The sequence below is a fragment of the Chryseobacterium sp. KBW03 genome (genome assembly GCF_003852415.1).
Classification (GTDB): Bacteria; Bacteroidota; Bacteroidia; order Flavobacteriales; family Weeksellaceae; genus Chryseobacterium; species Chryseobacterium viscerum.
Genome location: NZ_QAJO01000008.1, coordinates 108,881 through 127,513, shown reverse-complemented (window position 1 = coordinate 127,513; position 18,633 = coordinate 108,881). Strand labels below are relative to the sequence as shown.

Here is an 18,633-nt window from a genome sequence, read left to right as displayed (position 1 = left end):
TGATTTCATTTTCAAGTATTTCTTAATAGTTAGTAAACCGACAATAGCTCTGATTATCTATTGCCGGCTACTAACTTTAATTAAGCTGTATTAATCCGGGCAGGTTTGTGTGGAGATACAGTGCCAAGCCATAGAAGTATCACCTTCTTTTAAGGTATACATCTTCATACATTTGTTGGTTGAATCATACACCATCATACCTTCTACAAAGTTTGTAGGATTGATACCTACAGGATTACCTGCACTGAAAGAAACTCTGTTAGGGACAAAGCCTTTGGTTTTTGCTTCCAATGCGATCCAGCCTCCTTTTCTTATCATCGGCCAGTTATCTGGTTGTGCTCCGGCTCTGCTAAGGGCAGTGATACCAACTTTGGTGTCTAATGCTGTACCGGTTGTAATCCCTGGTTTATAGCAGAATGGTGAAACGCAAGCATTGATAGTAGCGTCTTGAGAGCTTCCTGTAGCCTGCCCGGTTCCTGCAATAGTAGGTATCCCTACCGTTGTAGCGGTATTGCCAACTGTGTTACCAAGGTTTTGGATGACAGGACCTGCTGTTCCTGTATAGTTTGGTCCGGTATTTCCACCCGGTAAAGAGGAGTTGACAAGGTTGGTTGTATTAAAACCACCTGTACCTTCTATGGCATCAGGACAGCCGTCACCATCACTATCGAGATCTAAATAGTCTGGTATTTTATCACCATCTGTATCTCTCTTGGCACACATATTAGCGATATGATATTCCGGTGTGGTGCCGTTGGAACCTATAAAAGTAGCTTCTACTTTGCTTATTTGTATCCCCGGAACATAGATTTCTACATAATTGAGATTGGAAATCGCATCACTATTACGGGTTGTAGCGATCTTAACACCATAAGCTGCATCAGTTGTAAAGGTTGTGCTGCCCGCTGCAACTTCTGCTTTTACAATAGAATATGGTAAAAGGTTGGAAATTCTGTTACCAGCCTGATCATAGAAATTAATATTTACTTTCTCAAGACCATCTAAATCTGCTACCCAAAATTTAAAATTATCTACCGGCAGATCGAATTCATAAGTTACTTTATTATTATTGACTCTCGGGTCTACACCACTCATGTTAAACTGAGCGACAGGAGAAGCCCAACGTTGAGCAACGGCTGTTGATGATAATTTAAAATCAAAACCTTTAATACCATTAAAATTGGTAAAGTTGTAGTTCATGACATGATCTGTAGTTAATACAGATGTTGGGATTGAGGCTTTGTCACATAAATACCCTTCATTTGTATTCAAAATACCGTCATTATCACTGTCAAGATCACACATGTCAGCAATACCATCACCATCAGAGTCTGGGCCATAGCAAGGGTCAATCGCAAATGTAATGTACTTTCCATCAGTGATATTTTGGTTATATACCCATTTTGCAGCAGCGTTAGATGTAGGATTAACGACTGTAACGTTAGTCGTAAAAGCTGCATCATCTGCGATCAGCATTACCATCATCCCCGAAGTAGTGTTAAATGTACCACTGTTATACGATGTAAGATCTGCTTCGAAGAATAATGCACCTGCATCTGCTTTTTTCTCCTGCGTCATCCATATTCTCGGAATTCTATTAAAAGTCTTTGCACCTATTGTAACACTCACAGGTGTTGTGGTAGTATTTGCATTATCTCCTAAAAGGAAATATGTTTTGTTGCTGGCAAACCCGTTACGTGCTGCATCCTGATTTGGATTGACAAAATCATTGGTAGTAGCAAGGGTAAGTATTGCTCCTGTATTTACACTTTTTGATACTTTTTGTTCAAAGGCTTCAATATCATCTCTTGATACACCAAAAATATTATTGTTATAAATTGTATTGGCAGCACCGTTCCATACTATATTTCCGTCAGTATCCAGGTAATGGTCTGTATTTACACGGCCTAAGGTTATCCCATACTTTATTGCTAAATATGAATCCACTCTTCTGCGTTCTGCAGCCGTTAAATTACCTGCGCCATAAATAATAGTTTCACCCAAATTACCAATAAAACCTCCATTGTCACTTCCACTGCCTGTCCAACGGGTATCTCCAAATACATGGCCTCCTAATCCTAGTCCTACTGCTGTATAGTTTACAGTAGCTGCACTTGCAGCACCATTAAGCCCTCTTGCCAATGTAGTATTGGTAAAGGTATTGTACATGATACTCGGAATGGTAGCAGAATAAATTAACCCAGAGTTAACCATTTGTGTTCCACCGCCTACAACTCTTCTTTCTATGACATTGGTAGTAGGATACATACCCATATAGTCCCAATTGCTAATAGTGGTATTAATATTATCCATTCCTACACTCAGGAAGTGAGGGTTCGGGCTACTTGGTGCAGTCATCCCTTCTTTGGTTACCGTAAATATATCATTACTTGTATTGGTAACTGTTTGTATAGCTATATTACCTAATGTCTGATTAATAGCTGTAAAGTTGATACCCGGATTGAAGTTGAAGTAACTTGATGTACCTGCAGCATATTTAGGAAGTGCATTGCTCACTCTTTGTGAAACTGTTGTTCCGTTCCACATATCCGTCCACGCTGTTACATCTGTTGTTGCTCCAGTATTGGTAGCATTTTTATCAGCTCGGTACCAATAAGAAAGATTGGTAGCAACTCCTCCGGGAGCATTTCCGAAACCTGCAAAAGTGAAGAATTGCCCGTTCGCTAATGTTGTGGTAGTTGAGTTATAAATTACACCATTTATAGTAACTTCCGTTATCATTGGTGTGAAAGTATCCGTTCCGTCAAAAAGGGTATCCGGAGACTGTACCAAATATAGATTTTTCAAGCCCTTAGGCCATGCCAGTGTTACAGTTCCTACATCATTTGTATTCTGTACTTTCCAGATAGATTCAAAGCGGTAGTTGGTTGCTCCGTTAGAACCTCCTGTATAAGTAAGTGGAGTAGTTAGGCTCTGTTTCAGACCGTTATCACCAGTTAAAAGGAATTGCCCCTCTGTAAGGTTATTGGGATTGACAGCATTGGAATCCAATAAAGATGTTCCATTACCAATAACAAGCTTCTGACCTGTTGCTGTACTGGCTGCCTGCTTCTGGTGCAATGCTGAGGAATTATCTCTGGCCAGACCAAATATATTATTGTTGTAGCCTGTGTTGTTGTTTATGCTCCATACAGTGCTGCTGCTTGCAGCAAGATAATCTTCTGTAGCAGTAACTCCATTCTTGATAGCAAGATAGGAGTTCACCCTGGATTGCTCATCGGTCGTTAGTACACGATTATACCATACAATTTCCATAAGATCACCCGGGAAAGCACCGCTAACATCCCATGTAGCATAACCTAATCTTAGATTTGTACCATAGATCTGGAACTTATTGGCTGCAGAAAAACCTGAAAAAGCCTGATAAGAACCATTGAGTCCCAATCTTTTTTCTCCTCCGGCGATACTGGAAGTTCCTCCGTTTGCAATGGTATTATTGGCTAATGCTGAAAATACATTAGACTGCCCAATATTGAACGGTGAAGAAAAATCAGATGATGTTGTTGTATTAAAAAACTCATATTGCCTAGGGTTTCCGGCTGCTGTAATGGAAACTCCCGGTTCTGCAGCATAGGCAGCATCGTTATCTATTCCTATAATACGTCCGGCTGAGGGATCAGTAGGTCTCACTGCCGAGAAAATAGAAGTATTAGTATTAGCTAATTCTATATTGCCCAACGGATTCATTACTGAATTATTATTATGGAAATATTTGGCAGAAGTATATCCTGTGGTGTATGGATAGAAATTGTGACTTCTGTCCGCTGCCAATAAAGTTACCCCTCCTACGTTCGGGATATTGTCTGCATTTATAGAATTATCCTTCCATGCTGTGGCAATTACTCCGGCATCGTCAGATTTTACCCAGAAATCAGCACCCATAACTCCTCCAGGTGCTTGTGCAAAACCTGCAAAGGTGAAGAATTGTCCATTGGTTAAGGTTACATTGGCAATGTTATATGCTACACCATTTATAGTAACTTCTGTTACCATGGGAGTAAAGGTATCTGTACCATCAAAGACAGTATCAGATGACTGTACTAAGTATAGATTGCTTATACTTTTAGGCCATGCAACCGTAACTGTTCCTACAGTATTTGTATTTTGTACTTTCCAGATGGATTCAAAACGGTAGTTGGTTACTCCGTTAGAACCTGCTGTATAAGAAAGTGGAGTCGTTAGCGTTTGTTTCAGACCATTGTCACCTGTTAAAAGAAATTGCCCTTCTGTAAGGATGTTTGCATTGGCAGCATTAGTATTGACCAATGAGCTTCCTGCACCTATGATCAATTTTTGATTAGAGTTTTCGCTTCGTGATTGTTTTTGATATAAAGTAGAAAGATTATCTCTTCCGATACCTATCATATTATTCTGATAAGCAACTGTATTATTCCAAATGATATTATTTGTAGAATTTACATAATCTCCTGTAAGGGTTGTTCCCCATTTAACAGAAAGATAAGAATCTACACGGGCTTTTTCTGATGCTGTAAGAGGTGTCGCAAATGCAATGACCTCATTGATCTGCCCGTCATGACTTCCCCAATTGGTATCACGTCCTATTCTGAAAACGCGGGTTGTTGCATTATCAGTTGTATTGACGTTAATATCCGTATTATTATAAACAGATTCGTTGCCGTCTAACCATGCTTTAGCAAGTGAGTATGCGGCTGTAGCTCCTGCTGCATTCAGCCATGAAGAGCCTGCTACGAAAGGCTTTTTCGCTGCAAACAAATTGGTAGATAATGTAGTGTAGCCACTTCCTGCTGTGTAAAATAGCAGTTTGTCTGTAGTTGCATTATTAGAAATATGCAGACCCGGATAATCCATTGTCTGATCAAAACCGGCTAATCCTGCAGCACCAAGGGTATTCATTTTACCGGCAATATAGATACTTCCTTGTGCACGGTTTATAATAGCATTTCCTACGCCAGGATCTGCGGCCATAAAGCCCCCTTGCCCCGTTGTATGTCCTGCTGAAGTAAAGGTCACAGTCGGGTTGAAGTTAGCCAATGTACTTTGGTTAGAGAAAGTAGGTTTTTGTGCAGCTGTAGCCTGAACAAGATTAAAACCTGTCCCCATCTGATCATTCCACTGCTGAATGGCACCATTATCCGCTGCTACAGTTGTACCAGCATCAGAATATACAGCAGTGTCTGCCTTATACCATACAGCTGCGTTCACTCCCCCTGGGGAAGGTGCAGCAACAGTTACTAAAAGATCATTGGTGCTTACACACGTACCTGTGGTAACCGTCCAGCGGAAAGTGTAAGTTCCTACATTGTTCAATCCTGTAACATTGGTATTGTAAGCTCCTGGTGTTACAATAAGAGGATCAGCTGCTCCAGCAGGTTTAGATAATAATGTCCATGCGCCTGTAGATGTTAATCCTGGGTTGTTCCCATTAAGAATCGTCTGGGTAGATCCTACTATTGTTTGGGCAGATCCCGCATTAGCGCCAACCTGGGCAGATACAAATAGGGAGAATGTACCTTCCAGAGACGTTCCGGAGCAGGCATATTCTTTATCTAAGAATGCTCCCACGGATGTATTGTATGTATCCGCTTTTATTTTAAATACATATTCTCCTTGTGTATCAAGATTGGAAATGGTCGTTGAGGTATTGGTAAATAATGTGCTGTTATAAGGCTCAAATGTAGGATTTGCGGCTCCTGCAGGCTTTGAAACTAATGTTAATCTGTAACGTCCATCAAAATCCTGAAAGTAGCTGCTGTTTACAACTCCCTTATATACTGCAGGTAAAGGAACAGTTGCTGTTACAATGCCGGAGCCGGGATAACATACGGTAGTCGTAGGAACTGTTATATTTTGGCGATTACCATCTGAAATATGGATGTAATAAGATTGGGAAATATTACAAGCTCCATTATCAGTATTTACGGTGAATGCGTATGTCCCTACTCTCCACCCACCTGCTGGTGGTGTTATTGTTGCACTTCTGTTGGTTGTTCCGGCACCTGCGTCTACTACAGATGGGAGACCTCCAGGTGGTGGTATTCCTTTATTACTTGTTTTAGTGATAAGGGATGCCGGATCAGAAGGGGCGAGGGTATATAAGAAGGTAATAGGTGTTGTTTGCCCTGCAAAGTTGCAATGAACTTCTCCTCCGGAATCACCAGAATCATAAATCATCATCTGCTCGGGTCTGGATGCTGTTAAAAAGCTTACATAACTAGGCTGTATTCCATTGAAAGTATAGGTTATCTCGGGAGTAGTATAGCTTCCAGCCGCATTGGAAAAGCTTAATGTAAATTTATAGATCCCTGTAACAATTGTACCGCCAAGATAAATATTCCGATCATGTATATCTGAGTATGTTATATTTGCTCCTGCTGGTTGGCTGTTAATATTGATGGTAACAGTGGTTCCAAAGTTTCCGGAAGCTGCCGGTGTACTTGGATATCCCTGTGAAAAAACCGGGGAAGTATTTTGTAAAGGGATAAAATGACTTGTACTACCTTGAGCAGTACATCGGGAAGATGATAATGCAGGTACTACCTGTGGATTGGGGATAAATCTTACGGTAATTGATTTTTCGTACCAACAATTAGGGTTAAGATTTGATGTTATCCTAAGCGTTACCAAATATGCCGGATCGATATCATGATCTGCTTTTTTGATAAGACTGAAAGTAGTGGTAGGTGATGTAGTCGAACTAAATTGGGCATTTTGCATATTCTTTATGCTGCTTCGCTGCCATCTGTAAATATTATATGCACTCCATGATGCTGTATATCCGGTAGGGATAACGCCATTCAAAGTTACTGTACCTGTGGTAGCAGGTATATTGGTAATATCTGAACCGGCACTAAAAGCAGACACATCTCCGGGTGCTGTAATAGTCACATCAGAGGTTGCGGCACTTACTGTACAGGGCTGTGAGATCCTGAATACATAATTACCGGGATATGTCAGTCCTGTAACTCCGGTGTTGTATGTCGAGGGATTTACAATAACAGGGTCGGGTGCACCAGCAGGTTTGGAAACCAGTGCCCATGTAGGGCTTCCTGATGTGTTTCCTCCCGAACTCCCGGAAAGGGTAGTCGTAGTGCCACATATAGTGACATTGGCACCTGCATTGACATTGCAGTTCTGTGCCAGAATTATCATATTCCCTAGAAAGAGCAATATGAATAAAATGAGTTTATGTTTTTTCATTATTTGAATTTGTTTTAATTCATGTGGAAATGATACCATGTGATGATGGTTTATTAGAAGCTTTTCCAGCAACATTTAATAAGGTCCTTGTTATCTGTATTACTTGAACCAATCTTTTTTTTAGGGAAATACATATCCTGTTTGCTTCGGAATCATCCGGCAAAATGTGTCAAAAACATGACTTTCAATCAAAAAATTAAGGAATAGAAATGAAAAGTAATTCTTTAGATACCCTCAATTAAATGTCATTATATGGACAATATTACAGGTGGGGGTCTTTGAAAGTTTTTGGAAAAATAATAATTGAAAAGTATTCGGCTTTTATAAAAATTGATAAGAAAAATACCTAGTAAAACGATCAGTATGTGGATCGTCTTCAGATCATCCGTCACAAAAGATTTGAAGTTAAATGATCCTGACCCAAAAGTATAGACTATTTTGCTACAGGAATTGTATTCAAATGTATTTGATTTTGTTGCATTCCTGAGGGTGTAATAGATTTTTGGTTTTTGGCTTATTTTATAAAGTTTACTTTTTGTTTTTTTTAATACCCTTTTTATTTTTTTAGCCTTTCTGGCAGTCATCAACTGCTTTTCTTTTTTCTTTATATCCGGACGGGAAATATGTAAATACTCCAATCCTGAAACCGTTGTTTCTTTTGATACAAATAGTATTATTGATGTTGAACTGCTGCTAGTCTCCGGATAAACCTCTTCGGATTTACAAACAGCGTATGTAATATGAAAATTGACAAATAGTAAAACCAAGAAAAAAAACCTTCCCCACTTAATCTGTGAGGGGAAGATAGATTTCATCGTTATAGTTTTTAGAATTTGCATGATACACTCTTTCTAAGTTAAATAGAGCCTAAAGTGGTCTAATTAATTATGCACAATATTATCATTGTTAAGAGAATTGAACAACACATAGATAGGCTGAATTCGGAATTATGCATATATTTACATGTTTTTAATGTGTTGTATTTCAATTTGTTAAAGTTTTTCTATTCTATTTAAACATCCTTCTCCATTTGGTCATGGTATTTCTGCTCAGCCCAAAATGTTCGGCCACTTCCAGATTATTCATTTTATGGTTTTTTTGATAATCAAGGATATGTAGAATATCTTCTGTGTTGTAGGAACGCAGTTTTTGATTGATTTTTTTGATATCCTGACCTTTAGCTCCAAAGATTCTTGTGTTTAATTCAATAATATCCACGGCAAAAAGTATTTTCTTTTTCAATAGCTTTTCGCATTCCAATTTTTTATGTGGAAATTTCTGATCAATGATGTCTGAATAGATCCGTTTGTAATTAGGTTGACTTTGATTTCTCATGATATTATTTAAAAATTCTTTATAAAGTTTTCCGGTCGTGTATATTTTTGTCTTTAATTTTCGATTGCTAGCAGTTGATTATTATGTTTTGCAATCCATTTGCATAAAGTAGAATAGGGAATTCCGTATTCATTGGTAATTTGACGTTTGGTTTTCTCTTCTGTCTCTATCAGCTCCAAGATAAAGTCTATCATTTCCTGGGTATAAATGTTCTTTCTGAAATGAGGAAGCTTTGACGGGGCTTGTTCCTTGAAGGAAGCGGAAGGTGGGGCATATAATATCAGGTGTTGAGAATATAGCCTGAAGAAATCATATTCCAGAAGTTTGCTCCATCTCAATAAGGTATTGGTAGACAGGTTTTCTTGCAAATACATTTCGGTAATCTCCATTTCCGTACATTTCATGAAGTTGCATATACGAGGTAAGTCAATGTTATTTTCTTTAACTCGTAGCTGTATAAATTTTCCAATATGAATATTTCTAAAATTTGAATTCATAAGCTTTATCTATTTTTAAAAGGTAAGTGGAACGGTGTTAACCAATGTGTTGATAGTATTTGAAAGAGAAAAGAATAGTAGGTTCATTATGTAGTTTTCAGAATCGGTTAGCATTTTGATACAATATTATAATTATGTGAAAGTTCAAACAAACCTTACATAGGAATAATTCAGAAAGTTTCATGTGCTTTTTTATCGATTTTACAAATATTCAATATTGTAAATCAGTGTTTTATGTTTATTTGAGAACTTGTTCGGATTTAAGATAGTCCCAAGTAGATATTTGTGTTTTTGAGAAGTATATATGATTAAATTTGCAGAAGTTATAATTGCAAAAACTACAATGTCTATGGCAAAATTTCTACTTTCATTTCTACTTTGTTTGCTAATAAACTTTAGTCTCAACGGGCAAGCCCGGACGATTCCAAATAAAGAATATATTGATGCCCAATTAGAGGAACTAAGATTTAATACCAAAGTCTCTGATGTGGAAAAAGAAAAAGTTTTATTCAGTTTGAAATCTGAATCTGAAAAGATTGGATACCGATGGGGTATTCTAAAAAGTGGGCGCCGTATCATAGAAATATATGAAAAGCAGAATAAAAATAAAGAAGTTATCAAGCTTGCTACAGAGCTTGAAAAAATTGATGCAGGGCCTGAAGCAGACAGAACCATGGCTAATCTTTACCGTTCCAAAGCTTTAGCTTTAGGATATGTAGGACTGGATGAAGCGAGTTTAAAGGATTTTAAAACTGCCGTTTCCTATGCTAAAAAGATTACAGATTCCGATATTAGAAATTATACTTTGTCGCTTTCTTACAGTAATATGACTATTTATTTTTTGAATAAGAGGCTGGAAAACGCTACCTATAAAGACTCAATTATTGCTTATACTAAAAAAAGCATTGAGGCTGCACAACTTATTAATGGTAACAATAAAGAAATCACGCTGGAAAAAAAGTTTGATATGATTTCATTTAGTTATACACGACTGGGGATTACTGATTTAGAAGAAGCGAATAAACCAGGAAAGTTGCAGTCTGCTGAAAAATATCTAACCCAAAGTCTAAATATTGTCAATAAATACAATCTGGAAGCTGACGATAAGGTATTATTAATGAATCAATTAAGCTGGCTGTATCTGGAAAAGAAAGAGTATCAGAAAACAATAGAATATGCAAATCTGGCCAGAGATCTTGAAAAAAGATTTCCTAACCCTACTAACAGGGTAGAATCTTTTGAATTTTTAGCTTCTGCCTATACTGAAATGGGAGATTCAAAGAATGCAAAGATCTATATGGATCAATATACCTACTTGAAAGACAGCATAAGAATTACAGAAAAAAATAATACGGACTATTCTTCAAATATCCTGTTGCAGGATTCAAAAAAAACACAGGAAAAAACGTCTTCAATAAAAATAATCATTATTTCAGCTCTTTCTCTTGTGGCTTTACTCTTCATTACCTTTTACTGGAAAAAGAAAAATAAAATCGCCCACAAAAAATATGAAGACCTGATTGCCAAAATTCATCATGAAAAGCAAATCAGTCATGATGAACCAGTGCCGGAAGCATATAATGAAGTCAATAAATCAAACGCATCGGTTACCATTACTGACGAAACAGCAAGAGCATTACTTCTTAAACTTAAAAAGTTTGAAAGTTCAGGAAAATACCTTCGTAAAGACTTGAGTCTTACATGGATGGCTAATAGCTTAAATACCAATACAAAATATCTTTCAGAAGTTGTTAAAGTATATCGTGAGCGTAATTTCACAAGCTATATCAATGAACTGCGAATCAGCTATATTGTTAAAAAGCTTTATGAAAATCCCATTTACAGAGAATATAAAATCACTTATCTTGCTGAAGAATGTGGATATGCTACGCCTCGTGTATTTGTGAATGCTTTCAAGAAAGAAACGGGTTTCACACCATCCTATTTTGTTGAACAGCTGAAAGTCTCTGCGCAGCAGCCAGTGTACTCTTAAAAATGATAATTCAGTATAAAATGTACTCTTTTCTTATGGCTAAAAAATTATTTTTGGGAACTTCTCAGTTTATCTTTACGAGAAAGAAAGAGCGTTTCAATCGGTGTATTCAAAGATTGCATTGGGCGGCTTTTTTGTTGTTTTTCTTTTCACTTTCTATGGCTAATGAAAAAGAAATATTATGTCCAGGAAATAAAAATATAGAGCAGTTAACAGATCAGGCAACCTCTCTAAATAAGAACGGGAAAAATAAAGAAGCTCTCGAACTGTTTCAAAAGGCAAATAATCTCGCTAAGGCTGCCGGATGTGAAAAAGGCGAATTGAATATCACAAAAAATATAATGCTGATCTATTCTGATGGGTATGACTATAAAAAAGCGTTGGAAATATCAAACAGAGCCAGATATTTGGCACTTAGCCAGAAAGATTATAAAGCATTATCAACTGTATATAATAAGAGAGCCATATTGCATGAAAATCTGGGTTTGTATGACGAAAGCATAAAGGAATATGAAACTGCTCTGAAATATGCAAACATGATTTCTGAAAGCGATGAGAGACATTATCAGGCATCGCTGGTTTATTATAATATGGCTCCGTACTATCAGGGACGCTCAGATCAAAAGGTCTTATATTCTTTGGGGAAAAGTAGGGAAGAAATCTTGAAAGTAGATGATAAAAGTAAAGATATTCCTTTGGATCAGAAAACGGATATGTTGATATCTGTAAATATGAATCTGGGAATTCATTACAGAGATTCAAGAAATAAAGGACGGAATATAGATCAGTCTGAGTTCTATTTTATGGAAGCCCTAAAGCAGATGGGTTTGGTTAAAGGAAAAATAGATCTTGATACAAAAATAGACTTGTATCAGGCTCTTCAGGAGTTTTATCAGGAGAAAAAAAATTATCAGAAAGCAATAGAATACGGCGAGAATATGCTGGCTATGGAAAAGTCGAACAGTATGCCTTACAATCGAAGAGTTGGGTACATGGTATTGGCAAAATCTTATCTTGCAATTGGAGAAAACTCAACGTCTCAAAAATATCTTGATCTTTTTTCAAAATTGAATGATAGTATTAATTCTGTGGAAAAAGAAGCAGTGGAGGTACCGGTAAAAAAGATGATCTCGGAAACCAAAGTCAGCGGAGATAAAAAGATAAAAACAATAGCCATTGTTTCCTTTGTTACTCTTCTTCTTATAACCGGAGCTATGTTGATCTATCGAAGAAGAAGCAATAAGATTATTCATAAAAAATATGAAGACCTGATCGCTAAAATACATTTTAAAAATGAAGAAGCCAGATCAGAACAGCCTATATCAGAGAAAAATAGTAAAATAAAAACCTCTGTAACCATTACCGATGAAACACTAAAGACATTACTCTTTAAGCTTGAAAAGTTTGAAAATTCAGAAAAGTACCTTCGGAAAGATCTGAGTCTTACCTGGATGGCCAATAATCTTGCTACCAATACAAAATACCTTTCGGAGGTAATTAAAGTACAGAGAAGTCATAACTTCACGAGCTATATTAATGAACTTCGGATCAATTATATCATTAAGAAGCTTTACGATAATCCAATGTATAGAGAGTACAAGATTGCCTATCTTGCAGAAGAATGCGGATATGCTACGCCAAGGGTTTTCGTGAATGCTTTTAAACAACAGACAGGCTTTACACCCTCTTATTTTGTGGAACAATTGAAAGTTTCTGTATAGTGCCGGACATATTTACGATTTAATGTAAGGAAATGATATGGAGCCAATGTTTAGGCTAAGGCTATGCCCAATCAATCTTTAAAAATAGATTTAATTTGGTGCTCAAAAGTAGAGTATAGTCTTAATTAAATTTATAACCAAAGTTTATAAAAATGGCGCTACCTGTCTTAATGTAGCGCCATTTGGCTGTTTGTGACCAGGAAGAGCGTAAAAAAATTAGAATAACTTAAAAGGGTTAGTGCAAGTTCCTATGACTTTTATTGTCTTCTTTATACTGTTTTTCTTCTTTCCTATTTTGGTAGATATTAAGTGTTTTTAAAAAGCTTTTTTTATTATAAAGATGTTTTTCAATTCCGCTTTAGATTTGTATTAAAATGTTTCTTGTTTATCAAATTTTTATATTAAAAATATATTTAGGTTTATAAATATACTATTGGCTGTTAATCTCCCTTTCATGATTCTCTCTTTTTAAATTTTCTTTTTTATTGTTTAAATTGCTGATTTTTATTGTTTTACGTTTTGATTTATCTACTCTTTCTTTAGAGGTAAATCTTTAAATCTCCATATTATAATTCTTTAGCTTTAAAATAAAGTAATATAAAAGTATATTTATAAACTTTTATAAGTATATTTGTGTACTAATATGTCGGTTATGAATTTTGATCTTATAAAATCAGTTGTAGAACTTGTTCAGCAATTTATGGAGCAAAATGAAGGTAAGGCGTTATACAGTAACAATCTTCAGGGTTTCACGGAGTGGATCAATTCTTCCTGTAAAAATACTTCTGAATCAGCAGATCCATCTTGGATAGGTAAAGAATCGGGAAGAAGTTCTGATAGTATCATCAATACATTATTGATAAGAATGGGAAGGTATGCAAAAACTTACTCCAGATCAATTGGCAATTCAGTTTTTTCAAGCCAGGATGATTTTATTTATCTGATCGGTCTGAAAACGATGGGAGCGATGACAAAAATGGAATTGATAAGACATAATGTGCATGAAAAATCTTCAGGCATACTTATTATTAATCGATTAATTCGTCATGGTTGGGTTGAGCAGACAGTCTCTGAAAAAGATAAACGAACAAAGCATATTCAGATAACTGAGAAAGGACTTACTGTATTGGAGGAAAATATGGATGAAATCCGTAAAGCCTCAAATGTTGTAGTGGGGAATCTTGCTCACTCTGAACAAATGCTGCTCATAGCGATACTCTCTAAACTGGATGAATTTCATAATTCTTTTTATCATATGAATCTGGATACGAGGGATCTGTTGGATATTGCATATAAAAGGTTGAGCTGATGCCGTATTAAATAGAGTTGTTAAAACTATTAAATAAGTAACAATGGATACTGGAAACTTAAGAAAGAGAATTGCTGTAATTGGTTCTGGATTTTCAGGGCTGTCTGCTGCTGCATATGCCGCCAAATCAGGAAATGAAGTGCATGTATTTGAAAAACATGACCAGCCGGGAGGGCGTGCAAGGCAATTTAGAACAGAACAAGGGTATGTTTTTGATATGGGCCCCAGCTGGTACTGGATGCCTGATATTATCGAAGGCTTTTTCAACGATTTTGACTGCAAAGTCTCTGATTTTTTTAAGCTTGTTTCTTTAGATCCCCAGTTTGAGATAGTTTTTTCAGAAGAAAAGATTTCAGTTCCTGAGAAAAATGATGAGATCCGTGAGTTATTTGAAAAAACAGAAAAAGGAGCGGGGAAGAAGTATGATACATTCATGCAGTCTGCCCAATTCAAGTATGAGGTAGGAATGAAAGACTTTGTAACAAAACCTTGTTATAACTGGTTGGAATTTGCTTCTTTAAAAATAGCAGGCAGTGCACTGAAACTTGATCTTTTGAGCAATTTCAGGAAATATGTTTCAGGTTATTTTTCTGATCCTAAGCTCAGATCCCTGATGGAATTCCCGGTTATATTCCTTGGTGCCTCACCCCAGAATATTCCCGCACTTTACAGTCTTATGAATTACGGAGGATATGTTTTGGGAACCAAATATCCGATGGGAGGTTTTTATCAGCTTGTTCTTGGTATGAAAGACGTTGCAGAAAAGCAGGGGGTAACTTTTCATTTCAATCATGAGGTACAGAAAATCAATACAGAAGACGGGAAAGTGGTCTCAATAACAGCAAATGGTAAAGATTATGAATTTGATGCTGTGATTGCATCATCAGACTACCATCATACAGAAACATTAATTTCCAAATCACTTAGAAACTATAATGATGCCTATTGGAAAACGAGAACCTTTGCTCCTTCATGTCTGATTTATTACCTGGGAATCAAAGGAAAAATCTCTCATTTAAAACATCATACTCTATTTTTTGAAAACAATCTTGATGATCATATTGACTGTATTTATAAAAATAAAAAATGGCCTTCTAAACCACTTTTTTATACGTGCTGTCCTTCCAAAACAGATCCGGATATAGCTCCTGAAGGGTGTGAAAATCTTTTTTTACTGCTACCCCTCACACCGGGAATACACGATGAGGAGGCTGTAAGAGAAAAATACCTGAAGGAAATGCTTGAAAGAATTGAAAAACATACAGGAGAAAACGATCTTATCTCCCGGATTGAATACAAGAGAAGCTATTGTGTAAGTGATTTTATTTCGGATTATAATGCTTATCTGGGGAATGCCTATGGGCTGTCCAACACTTTATCACAGACGGCTGTCCTGAAGCCTAAAATAAGGAATAAAAAGATTAGCAATCTTTTTTATACCGGACAGTTAACTGTTCCGGGACCAGGAGTTCCCCCATCAGTTATTTCTGGAAAGATTGTAGCAGGAGAGGTTAATAAACTAAAAATAAAATAATATGAAAAAATTGTTTGATGAGTTGTCTTGCAAGGTCAGCAAGTATACTACTCAAAAATACAGTACCAGTTTTTCATTAGGAATATTGGCTTTGAAGCCTTCTATCAGACCTGCTGTTTATGCTGTTTATGGGTATGTACGTCTTGCAGATGAAATTGTTGATAGCTTTCATGGGTATGATAAAGAGAAGCTTTTGAAAAGCCTAAAAAACGAAACTTATGAAGCGCTGAAGGACGGTATATCACTCAATCCCATTTTACATTCATTTCAGGAAGCGGTGCGTCACTATGATATTAATATTCAATTGATCGATCAGTTTTTGCACAGCATGGAAATGGATCTGCAAAAAATAGACTACAACTCCGATCTTTATAATGAGTATATCTATGGCTCTGCAGAAGTGGTAGGTCTTATGTGCCTGCAGATATTTACAGAAGGCGATAAACAGCAATTTGAAAAACTTAAACCATTTGCCATGAAGTTGGGTTCTGCTTTTCAAAAAGTAAATTTTTTACGGGACCTGAAAGATGATTATCAGATTTTGGGTAGAACCTATTTCCCGTCTCTGAATATGTCTGTCTTCGATAATACTGTAAAAGCCCAGATTGAAAAAGAAATTGAAGAAGAATTTAAAGAAGCATTACAAGGAATTAAGAAGCTGCCAAGCTCTTCCATGTTCGGAGTATACTTGGCATACAGATACTATCTGCTGCTATTTGAAAAAATAAAGAAAACAAGTTCTCAGCATATTTTGCAGCAGAGAATCAGGATTGCCAATTCACAGAAGCTGTTGGTTGCATTCAAAAGCTATATAAGATACAAATCTGCTTATTTGTAATACCTGTACTGTTTAAAAGGAATTTTTAGAATTTTCATATTAATAAAAAAATAAATGATGTACAGATTATATAGAGAACAGCATTTGAAGTGCAATATTGAGACGGCATGGAAATTCTTTTCATCCCCTCATAACTTATCCGAAATAACGCCTGAAAACATGAGTTTTGTGGTTCTTTCAGATATTAAGGATAAATCTATTTTTGAAGGAATGGAAATAGATTATACAGTTTCCCCTGTATTGGGAATTCCGATGAAGTGGAAAACCATTATCAGCCAGGTAGAAGACGGTAAAAGCTTTACGGACTTTCAGAAAAAAGGCCCTTATAAGCATTGGAATCATTTTCATGAGTTTATTCCTGATGAGAATGGTATATTGATGAAAGATACTGTAGATTATGAACTCCCGTTTGGAGTTTTAGGAAGAATAGCCCATCGCTTGTTTGTTAAAGAAAAGCTCAGAAGTATTTTCGATTTCAGATACAGAGTCTTGAATGATCTTTTTAACCAAGAACATAATTAATATGAATTTTCTGATCGTTTTGTGTGTTTTTATTTCCATGGAAGGCGCCACATGGCTGATCCACAGATATATTATGCATGGTTTTCTGTGGGGCCTGCACCGCGATCATCATGATCACAGCCATGACGGGAAGCTGGAGAGAAATGATCTGTTCTTTTTCATTTTTGCCAGCCCTGCTATTGCATTATTATATGCAGGGGTAAGGCAGGAATTCAGCTATCTGTTTTTTGTTGGCTTGGGAATAAGTCTTTACGGAATGGCCTATTTCTTTGTCCATGATATTTTTATTCATCAAAGAGCAAAGGTTTTTACCAAAACAAAGAACCCATATTTGCTTGCCATCAGACGTGCCCATAAACAGCACCACAAACATTTAGGAAAAGAAGAAGGAGAGTGCTTTGGCTTTTTGTGGGTTCCTATGATCTATTTTAAAATGTATTTCAATAAAAAATGATGCAATATACTTACATACTGATTAATTTTTTCACGGTCATTATTTGCTTTTTGGCTTCTTTTGACAGAAGAATACAGTTTAATAAACTTTTCGGAAAGTTTCTGTTGTCATCTACGATCGTAGCAATTCCTTTTATTGTGTGGGATATATGGTTCACCGGAAAAGGTGTATGGTGGTTTGATTACAGGTATACATTAGGGGTTAAAATTTCAGGGCTCCCTATAGAAGAGTGGCTGTTCTTTTACTGTATTCCATTCGCCTGTGTTTTTACTTACTATTGCCTTGAAAAATTTTTTAAGCTGGCATGGGCTGATCTCTTTAATAATCTCATTGTGTTTACGGCTGTTATTGTTCTCTGTTTGGCAGGACTTCTTTACTATGAGAGAATATATACTTTGCTGACAGTTATTGTAACGTTAATAACCCTTTGCTATCTGCATTTTATTGCTAAAAAAGAATGGATAGGAAAGGCAAGTTTTGTATATCTGATTTTGATGCCCGGATTTTTCGCGGTGAATGGAATACTGACGGGCTCTATAATACCTTCACCAGTTGTTAACTACAATCCTGATGATTTTTTGGGGGTCAGAATGGGAACCATCCCTATTGAAGATGCCGTTTACGGATACAGTCAGTTTTTACTCAATATTTATTTCTTTAAAAAAATAACTAAAAATGAAAAATAAAATCATTCTCACGTTCTTAATAATTTTAGGATTATTTAGTGTCTTCACATCCTGTTCTTCAATGCCTGAAAAAGCACAGCCAGTCAATCAGTTTGATGTTAACAGGTATTTAGGGACATGGTATGAAATTGCAAGATTTGATTATCGTTTTGAAAAAGACCTTGATAATGCTATGGCTCAATACAGTCTTAATGTAGACGGAAGTGTAAAAGTAGTTAACAGCGGATACAATTTTAAAAAGAATAAATGGGTTTCTGTTAATGGTACTGCGAAATTTAGAGGGAATAAGAATACAGCTGCATTGAAGGTAAGTTTTTTCGGACCCTTTTATGCTGGGTATAATGTTGTAGCACTTGAAGATTACCAATATGCATTGGTTGCCGGGAAAAATTTAGATTATCTGTGGATTCTTTCCCGTGAAAAAAGCATACCTGAAAGTGTAAAACAGAACTTTATTATCAAAGCACAGGAAATAGGCTATGATACATCAAAGCTCATCTGGGTGAAACAGGATAAAGAAAGTCCGTTTGTCAAATAGATGATC

Annotated in this window: 12 protein-coding genes; 9 read left to right on the top strand and 3 right to left on the bottom strand. The window is 36.4% G+C overall.

The window, feature by feature from the left end; genetic code table 11:
- Positions 1-90: 90 nt before the first annotated feature.
- The 3 genes from DBR39_RS17850 to DBR39_RS17840 all read right to left on the bottom strand — a co-directional run bounded on the left by DBR39_RS17850 (position 91) and on the right by DBR39_RS17840 (position 8,924).
- On the bottom strand, positions 91-7,200 hold the full coding sequence (locus tag DBR39_RS17850) for a beta strand repeat-containing protein (protein WP_124535377.1): 7,110 nt from the start codon (positions 7,198-7,200) through the stop codon (positions 91-93).
- Between the two features lie 1,008 nt (positions 7,201-8,208).
- A complete protein-coding gene (locus DBR39_RS17845; RefSeq protein WP_124535374.1) occupies positions 8,209-8,535 on the bottom strand; it encodes a helix-turn-helix domain-containing protein in 327 nt (108 codons plus the stop codon).
- Positions 8,536-8,588: 53 nt separating this feature from the next.
- Positions 8,589-8,924, bottom strand: a complete 336-nt coding sequence (locus tag DBR39_RS17840; protein WP_317127290.1) for a hypothetical protein — start codon at positions 8,922-8,924, stop codon at positions 8,589-8,591.
- Positions 8,925-9,381: 457 nt separating this feature from the next.
- Here DBR39_RS17840 and DBR39_RS17835 point away from each other — a divergent pair, with 457 nt between their 5' ends.
- The 9 genes from DBR39_RS17835 to DBR39_RS17795 all read left to right on the top strand — a co-directional run bounded on the left by DBR39_RS17835 (position 9,382) and on the right by DBR39_RS17795 (position 18,627).
- Positions 9,382-11,025, top strand: coding sequence for a helix-turn-helix domain-containing protein (locus DBR39_RS17835; RefSeq protein WP_185147216.1), 1,644 nt, complete (start codon positions 9,382-9,384; stop codon positions 11,023-11,025).
- Between the two features lie 35 nt (positions 11,026-11,060).
- The gene (locus DBR39_RS17830; RefSeq protein ID WP_185147215.1) at positions 11,061-12,746 is read left to right on the top strand and encodes a helix-turn-helix domain-containing protein; all 1,686 of its coding nucleotides are present in this window, start codon (positions 11,061-11,063) and stop codon (positions 12,744-12,746) included.
- A 652-nt stretch (positions 12,747-13,398) separates the two neighbouring features.
- Entirely contained in the window at positions 13,399-14,055 is a 657-nt protein-coding gene (locus DBR39_RS17825) for a MarR family winged helix-turn-helix transcriptional regulator (protein WP_124535366.1), read from the top strand.
- 43 nt (positions 14,056-14,098) lie between these two features.
- Entirely contained in the window at positions 14,099-15,589 is a 1,491-nt protein-coding gene (locus DBR39_RS17820) for a phytoene desaturase family protein (protein ID WP_124535364.1), read from the top strand.
- Between the two features lies 1 nt (position 15,590).
- Complete coding sequence (locus DBR39_RS17815) at positions 15,591-16,427, top strand: phytoene/squalene synthase family protein (protein ID WP_124535362.1); 837 nt, start codon at positions 15,591-15,593, stop codon at positions 16,425-16,427.
- A 54-nt stretch (positions 16,428-16,481) separates the two neighbouring features.
- The gene (locus DBR39_RS17810) at positions 16,482-16,949 is read left to right on the top strand and encodes an SRPBCC family protein (RefSeq protein ID WP_124535360.1); all 468 of its coding nucleotides are present in this window, start codon (positions 16,482-16,484) and stop codon (positions 16,947-16,949) included.
- Position 16,950: 1 nt separating this feature from the next.
- Complete coding sequence (locus DBR39_RS17805; RefSeq protein WP_109711040.1) at positions 16,951-17,403, top strand: sterol desaturase family protein; 453 nt, start codon at positions 16,951-16,953, stop codon at positions 17,401-17,403.
- Entirely contained in the window at positions 17,400-18,089 is a 690-nt protein-coding gene (locus DBR39_RS17800; RefSeq protein ID WP_124535358.1) for a lycopene cyclase domain-containing protein, read from the top strand. The genes DBR39_RS17805 and DBR39_RS17800 overlap by 4 nt, the downstream gene beginning before the upstream one ends.
- Positions 18,079-18,627 (top strand): lipocalin family protein, encoded by a 549-nt coding sequence (locus DBR39_RS17795; RefSeq protein ID WP_124535356.1) that lies wholly within the window; start codon positions 18,079-18,081, stop codon positions 18,625-18,627. Before DBR39_RS17800 ends, DBR39_RS17795 begins: the two co-directional genes overlap by 11 nt.
- The last annotated feature ends 6 nt before the right edge of the window (positions 18,628-18,633 follow it).